The organism is Streptomyces sp. NPDC006365, assembly GCF_042870755.1.
In the GTDB taxonomy this organism is placed as follows: Bacteria; Actinomycetota; Actinomycetes; order Streptomycetales; family Streptomycetaceae; genus Streptomyces; species Streptomyces xiangluensis.
Genome location: NZ_JBIAHS010000019.1, coordinates 25,260 through 38,872 on the forward strand (window position 1 = coordinate 25,260; position 13,613 = coordinate 38,872).

General features: G+C 69.5%; 10 protein-coding genes and 1 pseudogene. 5 read left to right on the top strand and 6 right to left on the bottom strand.

The window, feature by feature from the left end; all coding sequences use genetic code 11:
* Positions 1-53: 53 nt before the first annotated feature.
* Positions 54-986, bottom strand: a complete 933-nt coding sequence (gene opcA / locus ACFYO0_RS36515; RefSeq protein WP_388684931.1) for a glucose-6-phosphate dehydrogenase assembly protein OpcA — start codon at positions 984-986, stop codon at positions 54-56.
* A 185-nt stretch (positions 987-1,171) separates the two neighbouring features.
* Positions 1,172-2,116 (bottom strand): annotated as a pseudogene (locus ACFYO0_RS36520) (glycoside hydrolase family 16 protein); the annotation flags it as partial.
* 576 nt (positions 2,117-2,692) lie between these two features.
* Here ACFYO0_RS36520 and ACFYO0_RS36525 point away from each other — a divergent pair.
* A complete protein-coding gene (locus ACFYO0_RS36525; RefSeq protein ID WP_388684933.1) occupies positions 2,693-4,468 on the top strand; it encodes a sulfatase-like hydrolase/transferase in 1,776 nt (591 codons plus the stop codon).
* Positions 4,469-4,535: 67 nt separating this feature from the next.
* On the opposite strand, the gene ACFYO0_RS36530 is transcribed toward ACFYO0_RS36525, so the two are convergent.
* Positions 4,536-5,312 (bottom strand): IclR family transcriptional regulator, encoded by a 777-nt coding sequence (locus tag ACFYO0_RS36530; protein WP_388684936.1) that lies wholly within the window; start codon positions 5,310-5,312, stop codon positions 4,536-4,538.
* Positions 5,313-5,342: 30 nt separating this feature from the next.
* Positions 5,343-5,768 carry a MarR family winged helix-turn-helix transcriptional regulator gene (locus ACFYO0_RS36535; protein WP_388684939.1) on the bottom strand — a complete coding sequence of 142 codons (426 nt, stop codon included), beginning with the start codon at positions 5,766-5,768 and terminating at the stop codon, positions 5,343-5,345.
* Between the two features lie 247 nt (positions 5,769-6,015).
* Between ACFYO0_RS36535 and ACFYO0_RS36540 the strand changes: the two genes are divergently transcribed.
* Genes ACFYO0_RS36540 through ACFYO0_RS36555 form a run of 4 tightly spaced genes read left to right on the top strand, consistent with a single transcriptional unit; the run spans position 6,016 to position 9,833 of the window.
* The gene (locus tag ACFYO0_RS36540; protein ID WP_386341686.1) at positions 6,016-6,933 is read left to right on the top strand and encodes an SDR family NAD(P)-dependent oxidoreductase; all 918 of its coding nucleotides are present in this window, start codon (positions 6,016-6,018) and stop codon (positions 6,931-6,933) included.
* 3 nt (positions 6,934-6,936) lie between these two features.
* Positions 6,937-7,821: an amidohydrolase family protein gene (locus ACFYO0_RS36545; protein ID WP_388684941.1), complete on the top strand. Its 885-nt coding sequence runs from the start codon at positions 6,937-6,939 to the stop codon at positions 7,819-7,821.
* Positions 7,822-7,832: 11 nt separating this feature from the next.
* Positions 7,833-9,335, top strand: coding sequence for an o-succinylbenzoate--CoA ligase (gene menE, locus ACFYO0_RS36550; RefSeq protein ID WP_388684944.1), 1,503 nt, complete (start codon positions 7,833-7,835; stop codon positions 9,333-9,335).
* A 42-nt stretch (positions 9,336-9,377) separates the two neighbouring features.
* Positions 9,378-9,833: a MaoC family dehydratase gene (locus ACFYO0_RS36555; RefSeq protein ID WP_388684945.1), complete on the top strand. Its 456-nt coding sequence runs from the start codon at positions 9,378-9,380 to the stop codon at positions 9,831-9,833.
* A gap of 109 nt (positions 9,834-9,942) precedes the next feature.
* Here ACFYO0_RS36555 and ACFYO0_RS36560 read toward each other — a convergent pair whose 3' ends face one another.
* Both ACFYO0_RS36560 and ACFYO0_RS36565 read right to left on the bottom strand, forming a co-directional pair.
* On the bottom strand, positions 9,943-11,610 hold the full coding sequence (locus ACFYO0_RS36560) for a PHP domain-containing protein (RefSeq protein WP_388684947.1): 1,668 nt from the start codon (positions 11,608-11,610) through the stop codon (positions 9,943-9,945).
* A gap of 87 nt (positions 11,611-11,697) precedes the next feature.
* Complete coding sequence (locus tag ACFYO0_RS36565; RefSeq protein ID WP_388684949.1) at positions 11,698-13,548, bottom strand: LamG-like jellyroll fold domain-containing protein; 1,851 nt, start codon at positions 13,546-13,548, stop codon at positions 11,698-11,700.
* Positions 13,549-13,613: the final 65 nt, after the last annotated feature.

A 13,613-nucleotide genomic window follows, 5' to 3' on the forward strand; every position in this document is an offset into this window, starting at 1 on the left:
TTCCCTCTCACTTCTTCCTGAGCGTGCGGTAGCCGGTGATCATGGACGATGCGTCAGACACGGCCGCTCCCCGCCTTGTCGGCACCGCGCAGGGCGACCGCGTACATCTCGTCCGCGTCGAGGCGGCGCAGTTCCTCGGCGATCAACTCGGAGGTGGGGCGGACCTTCAGCGCGAGGGTGCGCGAGGGCTGCCCGGGCAGGGAGAGGGTGGCCAGTGGGCCCTCGGGGCGGTCGATGCGGACCTCGCCGTTCATGGTGTCGAGCTGTACGCCCGTGACGACCGGGCCGGGGGTGACCACCCGCTCGACCCGCACCCGCAGCCGGGCCTCCAGCCAGCGGGCCAGCAACTCGGCACTCGGGTTCTCGGCCTCGCTCTCGACGGCGGCCGAGATCACTTCCGCACGGGCCTGGTCCAAGGCCGCGGCCAGCATCGAGCGCCACGGCGTCAGCCGGGTCCAGGCGAGGTCGGTGTCGCCGGGCGCGTACGAGGCCCCGCGCTGCTCCAAGGCGACGAGCGGGGCCTCGACGGCATACATGTCCGTGATCCGGCGCTGGGCCAGTGCCCCCAGCGGGTCCTTCGCGGGCACCTCCGGGGCGCCCACCGGCCACCACACGACGACGGGCGCGTCCGCCAGCAGCAGCGGGAGGACCACCGAGTCGGCGTGGTCACCGGCCTCTCCGTACAGCCGGAGCACGACCGTCTCACCGGTGCCCGCGTCCGCGCCGACCCGAACCTCGGCGTCGAGGCGGGACTTCGTGCGGTCGCGGGGCGATCGGGAGACGCGCCTGATGACGACCAGGGTGCGCGAGGGGTGCTCGTGCGAGGCCTCCTCGGCCGCCTTGATCGAGTCGTACGCGTTCTCCTCGTCCGTCACGATGACCATCGTCAGGACCATGCCCACGGCTGGGGTGCCGATGGCGCGGCGGCCCTCCACAAGGGCCTTGTTGATCTTGCTTGCCGTGGTGTCGGTCAGGTCGATCTTCATGGCCTGCGCCAGCTCCGTCCGTTCTGGTGTCCCGGATCTCCATTGTGGTTCAGTGAGGTGGGCACCGCGTGGGATCAACCACGCGCGGCGGCTGGGGATTCCCGTACCGGGGGGCGGTCGCGAAGAGGGGCGGGCCGTTCGGCCCGCCCCTCGTTTGTGGTCCGGAGATGTCGCCGCCGGTGTTATCCGGCCGACTGGAGTACCTGGACGTAGTCGACCACCATCGGATGGCCGGGCTCGGTGGCGGCGTCCGGGCCGCCGCCGTGGGCGTTCGGGAAGGCGCCGCCCATGGCGACGTTCAGGATGACGAAGAAGCCGTGGTCCGTGGCGTTGGTCCAGGTCGTCGCGTCGACCTGGTTCTCGCGCACCGTATGGAAGTTGTCGCCGTCGACGTAGAAGCGGATCTCCTCCGTGTCGGTCGACCTGTCCCACTCCATGGCGTACGTGTGGAAGCCGGCCGTGCAGGCCGTGCCGGGACACGGGGTGGAGCTGCCGATGCCGGAGTTCTCGTTGCAGGGGCCGCCCGGTGCGGTGCCGCAGTGCATCGTGGCGAACACCGTGTTCTGGCCCTGGGTGTTCTCCATGATGTCCAGCTCACCGACGGCCGGCCAGTTCTGGTAGTTGCCGCGGTACGGCTCGCCCAGCATCCAGAACGCGGGCCAGTAACCCCTGGCCGCGGCGCCGGTGACGTTCGGCACCTGGAGCCGGCCCTCGACGCGCAGCTTGCCGCCGGAGGGCGGCTCGAAGTCGGTGCGGTTGGTCTCGATGCGGCCGGAGGTCCAGTTGCCGGAGGCGTCGCGGCGTGGCGTGATCCGGAGGTTGCCGTTGCCGTCGAGTGCGACGTTGTCCGTGCTGTCGGTCATCGTCTCGATCTCGCCGGTGCCCCAGTTGGCGGGGCCGCCGGGGTAGCCGGTGCCCGTGGCGTACTGCCAGTTCTCGCGGTTGACGCCGGAGCCCGCGGCGCCGTTGAAGTCGTCGGTGAACACTTCCGTCCAGCCCGACGGGGGCGGGGGCGGAGAGGCGTTCGCGGGAAGGGTGATCGCCGCGGCGCCCGCGGCCAGGCTCAGCGTGCTCAGTACGGCGATGAGCACATGCTTCAGGGGTTTGCGCCTGCTATGGGTTCCACTCATGGATGCCTCGTTCACGGTGGGTGGGGGGTGCGGGTGGGGGGTCCATTGAGAGCGCTCTCAATGAAGCCGCGCCGGACAATGTGCTCCGTGTCACCTCAGTCGTCAAGAGGTAAAGCAGAGAAAGTACTTACGGGGGAGTGGGGTTCACAGTCCGAACGAAGAGGGCAGGGGGCGGCCGGGTGGCGAAGGCCCCGGTCGCAAGGGTGAGCGGGCGACGACGGGTGTGATCCAGGATTCAGAGGGCCTGCGGCGGCTCCTGGGGGCAAGGCCCGGCCCGGCATCGGACTGGGCCCCGGCGCACGTCCTCACCGGTGAGCGGGATATCGTCCGCGTGGATCAGTGGGCGCGCCGGGGGGCGTGGAGCAGAAGGAACCAGCCACGAGACGCGAATCGGACGGCGCGATCAGGCCGTGCACCAAAAAAATCCAGCCGAGCGTCAAATGGTGGGAACCTTCGGTCCGTTTCTGACTTCCTACCGTGTGCCGCGTTGTGGCCCGAGTACCCCTTTCCTCATCTTCCTCATCGGTCACGGAACGCCGCACACCACGCTCACTGACCACGCACAGGAGAACACGTATGCCCAGCCGCCGTCGCTTCCTCGCCGGGACCGCAGTCGCGCTCGGCGTCACAGGGGCGGCCACGGCCTGCGAGTCGGCCACGACCCCGGACACCGACGCGCTCCCGCAGGCCCCCGTAGTGCCCGCCGCCCAATCCCCGGCGAACGGGCTCAACTTCGTGGTGATCCTCGCGGACGACCTCGGATACGGCGAGCTCGGAGCGTACGGACAGAAGCTGATCCGCACGCCGCATCTGGACGCCCTTGCGGCCGAGGGCCTGCGCTTCACGGACGCCTATGCGGCGGCCCCGGTCTGCGCCCCTTCGCGCTGCTCCCTGTTCACCGGACTGCACAGCGGCCATGCGACCGTGCGCGAGAATCCGTGGGGGCCCGGTGGTCAGGCCGCCCTCACCGACCGCGACTTCACTTTCGCCGAGGCCCTGCGCGCCCGCGGCTACCGCACCGCGCTGGTCGGCAAGTGGGGCTTCGGCCCCGAGGAGCCGAACCAGCCGAGCCATCCCAACGCCCGTGGTTTCGACGAGTTCTACGGCTACCTCACGCACCGGCACGCGCACGACTACTACCCCTCGTACCTGTGGCGGAACGCCGAGCGGGAGGAAATCCCGGAGAACGAGGACGGCGCCAGACGCCTCTACGCCCCCGATCTCCTCGAGGCCCGCGCCCTCGACTTCATGGACGCGCACAAGGAGGAGGCCTTTCTCCTCTGCCTCGCGCCCACCCTGCCGCACGCGCCGAGCCACGCGCCTGACATGGGGGCGTACGGCGACAGCCCCTGGCCGCGGCCCGACAAGCTGCACGCCGCACAGGTCAGCAACTTCGATGCCCTTGTCGGCAAGGTCACCGAGCGGCTGGAGTCGCTTGGCATAGCGGACCGGACTGTGGTGATCGTCACGAGTGACAACGGGCCGCACGAGGAGGGCCGTACCGATCCTGGGCTCTTCGGCGCGAGCGGCGGGCTGCGAGGCATCAAGCGCAATCTGTACGAGGGCGGTATCCGCGTCCCGCTCATCGCCTGGTCCCCGAAGCGTGTTCCGTCCGGCGTCACGGACCGGCCGACTCCGCTGACCGATCTGCTGCCGACGCTCGCCGAGCTCGCGGGCGCGCCCGCTCCGGCGGACGTCGACGGGCTGTCCATCGCCCCGCTCCTGCGTGGCGGCACGGACGCCGCCCGCCATGACCACCTGTACTTCTACCGCAACCACAGTGGCCGGACTCCGGGCTCCGACGCCATCGACCGGTGGCGGGGGCGGCGGCTTGCCGAGGCGCTGCGGCGTGGTGATGTGAAGGCGGTGCGGTTTGCACCGGGGCAGGACCGTAACGTGCCCGATGACCAGTGGGAGGTTGAGCTGTACGACCTCGCCAGGGATCCCGGTGAGCGGGATGACATCGCCGACAAGCGGCCTGCCGAGGCGGATGCGTTGGTGCGGTTGATGCGTTCGTCGTGGGTGGACCAGTACGAACGCAAGCCGTTCGGGGTTTCGCTCGATGTCGCTGCGCGGGGCGAGGCGTTCACCGTGACGGCCACCCTCGCGAACGGGTCCGCCAAGCCGTGGACAGCGGTCGCGCTCGAGCTCCGGGTTCCGGGGGGCTGGAGCGTGCAGGCGCTCGGTTCGGTGAGCGCGGACTTCGTTGCCGCGGGTGGGCGGCTCACGGCGCGGTGGACGGTTACGCCCACCTCCGGGGGCGGGTGGCTGAGTTGCGTCGGCACCGCGCGGCATGCGGGGGCGCCCGTGAGGTACGCGGCCAGTGCCCACACCAGTAGCTCTGCGGCCTGAGCGCCGCAGGGCGGGTGGGTGGTGGGTGCGAGGGCCGTGGGCCGGTGCGTCAGCCCGTCGCAGCTGGTCACCTGGCGGCTCGGGCCGGTTGCTTGCCCGGCTCCGGCTGCCAGCCCAGTGCCCGTGAGATCCCGCGGGCCGCGAGTCGTACCGCGGGGATCAACGCCGGTACCTGGGCGTCGCGTTCGGGTACCACGACGGAGGCGGCCGCGATGACGGAGCCGTTCGCGTTCCGGACCGGAGCGGCCACCGACAGGGCGTCCTCGGTGACCTGACGGCTGCTCACTGCCACGCCTGACCGGCGTACTTCGGCCAGTACGCGGCGGAGGGTGGACGGGTCCGTGATGGTGTGTGGGGTGAAGGCGACCAGCGGGCGTGCGCAGTACGTCTCCTGGGATGCCGCGTCGCTGTACGCGAGGAGTGCGAGGCCGACGCCGGTCGCGTGCAGTGGCCAGCGGGCGCCGACTCGGATGTGCACGCCGACTGCGGAGTGTCCGGAGATCCACTCGATGTAGACGACCTCGTCGCCGTCCCGCACTGCCATCTGCACGTTTTCGTGCGTGGCCTCGTACAGGTCCTCCAGATACGGGAGCGCGATCTGCCGCAGGGCCAGGCCGCGGGGTGCCAGTGCCGCTACCTCCCACAGGCGCAGGCCCACGTGGTAGGTACCGGACGTGTCGCGTTCCAGAGCGCCCCACTCGCTGAGGGCGCCCACCAGGCGGTGGGCGGTGGTGAGGGAGAGGCCGGCCCGGCGGCTGATGTCCGTGAGGGAGAGCGCCGGGTGGTCGTGGTCGAAGGCGGCCAGTACGGCGAGGAGGCGGTCGGGCGCCGAACGTGCGGTCATCGGGTAGTCCCAGCTCAAGTGGTCCTGGGCTCAGCCGAGTTCGGTCTCGGCGATCCGTTGCAGGAGCGTGTGCAGCGTGTCCCGTTCGGCGGGGTCGAGGGGCTGGAGCAGAGCGTTCGTCGCGTGTCGGCCCGCTTCGTGGGAGTCGCGCAGGAACGTGCGGCCGTTCTCGGTGAGGGCGACTATGCGGCTGCGGCGGTCGTCGGGTGAGGGGCGGCGCTCGGCGAAGCCGAGCTTTTCCAGGTCGTCGACCAGGCCGACGATCGCGCTCGGGTCGTATCCCAGCTGGGCGCTCAGCTCCCGCTGGAGCGCGCCCTCGCTGGTGGCCAGGTAGCGCAGCAGGGCGTAGTGGCGCAGTCGTAGGCCCGACTCCTGGAGGAACGCGTTGAACAGCTGCCCCGAGCGCAGACCGATCCGGTACAGGAGGTAGCCGGTGTCCGAGTGCAGCCCGCGCATCCATGGCTCCTGAGCGTCGATGGCGTCGGGGTTCATTGCGTGCGGCTGGCCGGCGATGGCGGGCTCCCTGGTCGAGGCCCCGGGCGGGGGCGGGTGGGCGTCGTGCTCACAGCATGGCGCACGGTTCGACTGGCAACAACTATTGACGTCGACAATTATTGTCTTTAGCTTCGATCTCGTAGCCGCAGTTCTGACTTCTCGCAGCCGCAGCCGCAGCCGCATCCGCTTTCTCGAAGGGACCCTCCTCGTGTCCAGCATCGATCTCTCCGGCAAGGTCGCCGTCGTCACCGGCTCCGGCCGTGGCCTCGGCCTCGCCTACGCGCACGCCCTCGCCGCCGCAGGCGCCTCCGTGGTCGTCAACGACGTGGACGAGTCAGTCGCCGAGCAGGCCGTCAAGGCGATCACCGCAGCCGGTGGCACGGCGGTCGCCGAGGTGGTCCCGGTCGGTACTTCCGAGGCCGCGGACCGGCTCGTCGCCCGCGCCGTGGAGGAGTTCGGGCGCCTCGACATCCTGGTCACGAACGCGGGCATCCTCCGGGACAGGGTCCTGTGGAAGATGACCGACGAGGACTTCGACGCGGTGATCACCACGCACCTCAAGGGCACCTTCACCTGTGCCCGCGCCGCCGCCATCCGTATGCGCGAGCAGGGCGAGGGCGGCACCCTGATCCTGGTCGGCTCCCCGGCCGGACAGCGCGGCAACTTCGGCCAGACGAACTACTCCGCCGCGAAGGCCGGCATCGCCGCCATGGCCCGTACGTGGTCGATGGAGCTGGGCCGTGCGGGCATCACCGTCAACGCGATCGTTCCGGTGGCCGCCACCGCGATGACCGAGACCATCCCCGCCTTCGCCCCCTATATCGAGGCCATGAAGCAGGGCGAGCCGCTGCCGGACTTCCTGCGCAAGGGCGAGGGCTTCGGCACCCCCGAGGACTGCGCCGCGCTGATCCCGTTCCTCGCCTCCGAGGCCGCCCGCGAGGTGACCGGCCAGGCCATCGGTATCGGCGGCGACAAGGTGACCCTCTGGTCCCACCCTCAGGAGATCAAGGCGGCGTACGCTGACGGTGGCTGGGCTCCCGACACCCTCGCCGAGGCCTGGTCCACCTCGCTGGGCGCCGAGCCCGAGACAGTGGGCGTCCCCGCGCCGAAGTTCCCGGAGGCGTGAACCATGACGAACCTCAACGTCGAGGAACTCGTCGCGATCGACGTCCACACCCACGCCGAGGTCTCCTCCAAGGGCAAGTCCTCGCTGGATGACGATCTGCACGACGCGTCCTCCGCCTACTTCAAGGTCGAGGGCAAGCGGAAGCCCACCCTGGAGGAGACGGCCGCGTACTACCGCGAGCGGAAGATGGCCGCCGTGATCTTCACGGTCGACGCCGAGTCCGCGACCGGCACCGAGCCCGTTCCGAACGAGGAGGTCGCCGAAGCGGCGGCAGCCAACCCGGACGTCCTGATCCCCTTCGCCTCCATCGACCCCTTCCGTGGCAAGGCGGGCGTGAAGCAGGCCCGCCGCCTGGTCGAGGAGTACGGGGTGAAGGGCTTCAAGTTCCACCCCAGCGTCCAGGGGTTCTTCCCCAACGACCGGTCTGTTGCGTACGCCCTGTACGAGGTGATCGAGGAGACCGGCACCATCGCGCTCTTCCACACCGGGCAGACCGGCATCGGGGCCGGAGTCCCGGGCGGCGGGGGCATCCGACTGAAGTACTCGAACCCCCTGCACGTGGACGACGTCGCCGCCGACTTCCCGCACCTGAAGATCATCCTGGCGCACCCGTCCTTCCCCTGGCAGGACGAGGCCCTCGCCGTGGCCACCCACAAGCCGGGCGTGCACATCGATCTGTCCGGCTGGTCGCCGAAGTACTTCCCGCCGCAGCTCGTGCAGTACGCGAACACGCTGCTCAAGGACAAGGTGCTGTTCGGCTCCGACTACCCGGTCCTCACCCCGGACCGCTGGTTCGCGGACTTCGAGAAGCTGCCCATCAAGGATGAGGTCAGGCCGAAGATCCTCAAGGAGAACGCCGCCCGACTGCTCGGACTGACGAAGGCGTAAGGGGGCAATCGATGCGCAATGAGGGACTGGGGTCGTGGCCCGCACGCCGGGCCCGCAAGACGCCCCGACGCACCGCCCTGATCCACCACGACACCGAGCTGACGTACGCCGAGCTGTACGAGCGGACCACCCGCCTCGCGCACGCCCTGCGCGCGGCCGGCATCCGACGCGGCGACCGGGTCGCCTACCTCGGCCCGAACCATCCCTCGTATCTGGAGACGCTGTTCGCGGCGGGCACACTCGGAGCGGTCTTCGTGCCCCTCAACATCCGTCTCGCGGGGCCCGAGATCGGCTACCAGCTCTCCGACTCGGGCGCCAAGGCACTCGTGTACGCGCCCTCGCTGGCCGGGGTCGTGGCCGGAATGCCGGGCAGTACCGATGTGCGGTCGTACGTCGAAGTCGGCCCCGACTACGAGGCGTTGATCGCTGAGGCGTCCGCCGAGCCGATCGACCAGCCCGTCGGGGCCGACGACACCTGCATCATCATGTACACCTCGGGGACGACCGGCCGCCCCAAGGGCGCGATGCTCACCCACGGCAACCTGACGTGGAACGCGATCAACGTCCTCATCGACCACGACCTGATCGCCGATGAACGCGCCCTGGTATCCGCCCCGTTGTTCCACACGGCCGGCCTGAACATGCTCACCCTGCCGGTCCTGCTCAAGGGCGGCACCTGCGTCCTGGTCGAGTCCTTCGACCCGGACGCCACCTTCGACCTGATCGAACGGCACCGCATCACCTTCATGTTCGGCGTCCCGACGATGTTCGACCAGGTGGCGCGGCACGAGCGCTGGGCCGACGCGGACCTGTCGTCGCTGCGGATCCTGACCTGCGGCGGCTCCCCGGTCCCGACTCCGATGATCACCAAGTACCAGGAGCGCGGGCTCACCTTCCTCCAGGGCTATGGCATGACCGAGGCCTCGCCCGGCACGCTCTTCCTGGATGCCGAGCACGCGGTCAGCAAGGCGGGATCGGCGGGGGTGCCGCACTTCTTCAGCGACGTCCGTGTCGTACGGCCCGATATGGCACCGGTAGAGGTCGGCGAGACCGGTGAGGTCGTCGTACGCGGGCCGCATGTCATGCCCGGCTACTGGGGGCTGCCGGACGAGACCGCCGCCACCTTCAGCGACGGGTGGTTCCGCAGCGGGGACGCCGCGCGGGTCGACGAGGACGGCTACGTCCATATCGTCGACCGCATCAAGGACATGATCATCTCCGGTGGCGAGAACATCTACCCCGCCGAGATCGAGGACCTGCTCCTGGGACATCCGGACATCGTCGAGTGCGCGGTCATCGGCGTGCCCGACGACAAGTGGGGCGAAGTGCCGCGGGCGGTGGTCGTGCCCCGCGAGGACGTGGAGCTCGACCCGGACGAGGTCCTCGCCTCCCTGGCCGGACGCCTGGCCAAGTACAAGATCCCCAAGTCGGTGGTGCTCGCGGAGGAACTCCCGCGGACTGCCTCCGGCAAGCTGCTGAAGGCCCGGGTGCGTAAGCGGTACGGCAGCCGCTGACGCTCCGTCAACCAACTCATACTCAGTTGTAAGGAACGCAATATGAGCATCACCGTGAACGGCATCGACGAACTCAAGAAGCTCGCCGGGAGTGACCTCGGCACGAGTGAGTGGATCGAGGTCACCCAGGAGCGCATCAACACGTTCGCCGATGCCACCGGGGATCACCAGTGGATCCACGTCGATCCCGAAAAGGCGGCCGAGGGTCCGTTCGGCGCGCCCATCGCCCACGGCTACCTCACCCTTTCCCTCTTCATTCCGCTGTTCACCGAGTTGCTGGATGTCGAGGGGGTCTCGACGAAGGTCAACTACGGGCTGAACAAGGTGCGGTTTCCCTCGCCGGTGAAGGTCGGGTCGCGGATTCGGCTGGTGGGGAAGCTCGCCGATGTCGAGGATGTGCCGGGTGGGGTGCAGGTCACGGTTGACGGGACGATTGAGATCGAGGGTGGGGCCAAGCCGGCGGCTGTACTGCAGAGCCTCTCCCGCTTCTACGCCTGAGCGCCGTAGGGCTTGAGCCGGGTGGGGAACTGCGGGCCGTTTGTGGCTGGTCGCGCAGTTCCCCGCGCCCCTGAAGGGGCGCCCAGCTCCTGTGTACTAAGCGGGGCACTCAGGCGCCCACCACGTCCACGAACACCGGGTTCGAGTAGAACCACGTGTCGATCCACGGATCGCCGTTGCCCGGCTCGTGCGGGATCGGGCCGTGCGGGTCAACTGCCGCCCCCAGATAGCCCGTTCCGTTGCGATTGCCATCGCTGCCCCTCAGGCGGACGTAGAAGGACTCGTCGCCCGCCGTCAGGGGAATGCGCAGGGTGTACGTACCCTTGCGGCCCGATACGTCCTTTGTCTGCACGACCTTCGTGTCCGGCGCGCGCCACTCGTCGCGGTCGGCCGCCGGACCGCGCACCGCGCCGCGGATCACGTCGACATGGGCGAGCTCGGGCAGGATGCCGTGCGCGTTGGGACGTGAGGTCGTGGTCACGGTCACGCTCAGGGTGAGCTTCTCACCGGGGCGCACCCGCAGCCGGCCGCCCAGCGTGACGCCCGGACCGCCGTCGATGGCTCGCTTCAGCCGTACGTCCAGGCCGTCCAGCAGGTGCCCGTGGTCGAGCCAGACCCGGCCCGCGCGCAGGCCCGCCATCACCGCGCGGTAGCCGTAGCGGGTCACGCCCACGTGCGTACGGCTGAACTGGCCGGGCCAGAAGTCGCCGCCCGGCTGCGGCTCGGTCGTGTTCACCGGGTCGGGCAGCCGACCGGTGCTGTCGAAGGTCTGGCCGGGCAGCCAGTCACCGTTCTTCCAGGTGTCGAACACCACCCGGTGCACATCGGAGTTGGTGCTGATCGTGAACAGCTTGCCCTCGGCGAGCATGGCGTCCCACAGGCCGCCGACGGTGGCCGTCATCCAGTCGAAGCCGCCGTACGTGACGTACGCGTCGGCGGGATAGCCGGGCCAGGAGTGCTCCGAGGGCTTGTTCTCGTACTCGCCGCGGATCGAGGTCGGACCGCGCCAGCCGGGGATGCCGCCGCCCTGGGCGCCGGGCGCGCCCTCCACTCCGATCATGATCTCGGGTGCGGCGTCCCGCCAGTTGCGCATCTCGTGCGGGGAGTCGATGCCCAGGCGCAGCGGGTGGTTGGCGAGGACGAGCACGTCGTCGACGTAGCCGCTGCGGCGCTGCTCGGCGAGCCACTTGATGGCCGCGACGGCGTGCGCCTCGTTGCGGGGCGTGTCGGGGTGGGTGGGGCCGCCCGCAGCGTAACCCAGCAGCTTGCCGTCGTAGGCGAGTTCGAACTTCGTGAGGATGTCGACCTCGTGCGGGCCCGGTGCGGCGAAGACCGTGCAGTGCTCGGCGCCCGGGATGTACCACTCCAAGCCCTGGAAGATCAGTTGGCGCGGATTCGCGGCGCGTGTCTTGAGGATCTCCTCGTGCTCCATCTGCGCCCCGTACTTCGCGTGCCCGAAGTTGGAGTGCTCGTTGAACACCATCCAGTCGACGCCGTATTCGGCGGCGGCCTGGGCGATCTGGGTGAACGTGTACTTGGCGTCGTGGCTGTAGACGGTGTGGAGGTGGTGGTCGCCGACGAGGTAGGCGAGCTGCGGGTCGTAGCCGCCGAGCCGGGGGGACCCCGCGGCCGCGGGAGTGGCGAGAGAACCCGCCGCGAAGGCGGCGCCGAACAGGCCGGCGCGGCGCATGAGCTGACGTCTGGAGAGGCCCTGCGGATCGAGGGCGGCGGGGGAGACGGACGGATCTGCCCAACTGGGCAGTTGTTGCTCGGACATGGGGTGATCTCTTCCTTGAGGGGGATCGGACACGCGTCGAGCATGGGGGGTGGGTGGGGTTTGAGGGGGTGATGGGGTTTGGGGGTTTCAGCGGTTCATGAACGCCGACACCGGCAGCGCCCGCTCGACGATCCGGACGTCGCCGAGCCGCCCGTGCAGGATCTGGTCGATCTTCCCGGCGTACTCGTAGCCGCCGAGCAGCCAAGGCAGACCGACCGAGGTGAGGCCGACGGCGGGGGCCTTCGGATTGCGGACGACGGGGCAGCCCTGGACGTACAGCGTGGTGTGGGTGCCGTCGTTGACGACCGCGAGGTGCCACCAGGTCTCCAGCGGAGTCTCCTGGCCCCAGTTGGTGGCGATGCCCTCCTGGTTGAGCGGGCGCACGGCCCACTGCGGCTCGCGGTCGTTCGACAGCGAGAGGGTGGCGAGCGGCTCGTCCGGGTCGTCGGCGGTCTTGCCGGCGGCGCCGCCCGTACCGGTGCGGCTCAGCAGCCCGGCCCACGCGTGGTGAGAGGGGTCCCAGTCGTCGGGGAGCCGGTAGAACGCCTCGATGGTGTAACCGGCTTTGAATGTCGCCGAGTTGAGGGGCACCCCGTCGAACGTGCGCAGATACGCGCCCTTCAGCGGCGGCTTGCCGCCGTGGAACTCCAGGCTGCCATGGCCGGGCTGGTCCGGGTGATGGTCCGCCGACCAGGTGAGCTTGCCGCCGCCGACGGTGACCAGGGTGAGGTGGTTGCCGCGTCCCGACAGGTCGCGGACGGTGCCGGTCACGGCGTCCCCGTCTGCCTTGTTCTCGGTCCCGTCGAAGCGCCAGTAGGCGACCGTGCCGGGGATCAGCACCTGCGATGCCGGCCGGGAGGGGCGCGGGGGCACTGGAGCAAAACCCGAGAAGCGCTCCTCGAAGTCGATCGGCACCGAGAACCGGTCCGCGTCGCCGCTGAGTTCGATCTCCTGCCGTTCCAGCTCGTTGATCCCCTCCGCGGCCCGGCCCAGGATCCACGGGGAGACCGTCTCCACGTCGATCACGTTCCGGTCCAGATCGAAGTGGTAGAGGCGGATCATCGCAGCGCCACCGAAGTAGCGGTTCTGATAGTTGGTCAGGTGCAGATGCACCTCGTTCGCGGCCGCGTTCTCACGGGTGGCGCGGCCGGCCGGCCAGTAGTGCCCATTCAGGGTGAGGAAGATCTGGTCGTGGTCGTCGATCAGCTGCTCCCACAGCTGCTGCCCGTGCGAGGAGAGGGTGTCGTCCTCGTAGACCAGTTCGTGCGTGGTGAGGATGACGGGCGCCTTCGGGTGCTGGGCGATGATGTCCTTGGCCCATGCGTAACCCTTGTCCGACAGCCGCCAGTCCAGGGCGAGTACGAGCCACTGCCGTCCGGCCGCCTTGAAGAGGTGGAAGGTGTTGTAGCCGTCCGGGGAGGCGCCTCCGAAGGTGGGCTTGCCCGCGAACCGCTCTGGCCCGAAGGCGTCCAGATACGACGTCGGGCCCCGCTGGTCGTCGGTGGACGACCTCACGTCATGGTTGCCTGCGAGAACGCTGTAGCCGACGCCTTGGCGGTCCAGCAGCCCGAACGCCTCGCCGATCGCGGTGAATTCGGCCTTCGAGCCGTTCTGCGTGAGGTCGCCCAGGTGTGACAGGAACACGATGTTGTCGTCCTGCCCGTGCTCCAGGATGTAGCGCAGCGATGCCTCGACGGGCTCCTTGTCGATGCTCGGTCCGTCGAAGAGGTACTGGGTGTCGGGCATCACTACGAGTGTGAAGCGGTGGCTGTCGGGGTCGGGCCGCCACTGCTCGGCCGGCGCGGAGGCCGCCTTGGCCACCTGTGGCAACGAGACGGCCGTGGCCGCCCCGATCAGGGCCGTGGCCCGCAGAAAGCTGCGTCTTCCGGCGCCCGCCTGCTCGGCCTCGTCCTGGTCGTTCTCATGCGAATTACACACGTCTGCTCCATGGGGATGCCTCAACAGAGGTGCGGGGGGTGGCGGGGAATTGGAGTGCGATGGCG

What these genes read in the sequence shown, in the direction of transcription:
- ACFYO0_RS36555 (WP_388684945.1), top strand. Translation starts at nt 9,378, where the DNA reads ATGAGCATCACCGTGAACGGCATCGACGAACTCAAGAAGCTCGCCGGG.
- menE (WP_388684944.1), top strand. Translation starts at nt 7,833, where the DNA reads ATGCGCAATGAGGGACTGGGGTCGTGGCCCGCACGCCGGGCCCGCAAG.
- ACFYO0_RS36560 (WP_388684947.1), bottom strand. Translation starts at nt 11,610, where the DNA reads ATGTCCGAGCAACAACTGCCCAGTTGGGCAGATCCGTCCGTCTCCCCC.
- ACFYO0_RS36525 (WP_388684933.1), top strand. Translation starts at nt 2,693, where the DNA reads ATGCCCAGCCGCCGTCGCTTCCTCGCCGGGACCGCAGTCGCGCTCGGC.
- opcA (WP_388684931.1), bottom strand. Translation starts at nt 986, where the DNA reads ATGAAGATCGACCTGACCGACACCACGGCAAGCAAGATCAACAAGGCC.
- ACFYO0_RS36545 (WP_388684941.1), top strand. Translation starts at nt 6,937, where the DNA reads ATGACGAACCTCAACGTCGAGGAACTCGTCGCGATCGACGTCCACACC.
- ACFYO0_RS36530 (WP_388684936.1), bottom strand. Translation starts at nt 5,312, where the DNA reads ATGACCGCACGTTCGGCGCCCGACCGCCTCCTCGCCGTACTGGCCGCC.
- ACFYO0_RS36535 (WP_388684939.1), bottom strand. Translation starts at nt 5,768, where the DNA reads ATGCGCGGGCTGCACTCGGACACCGGCTACCTCCTGTACCGGATCGGT.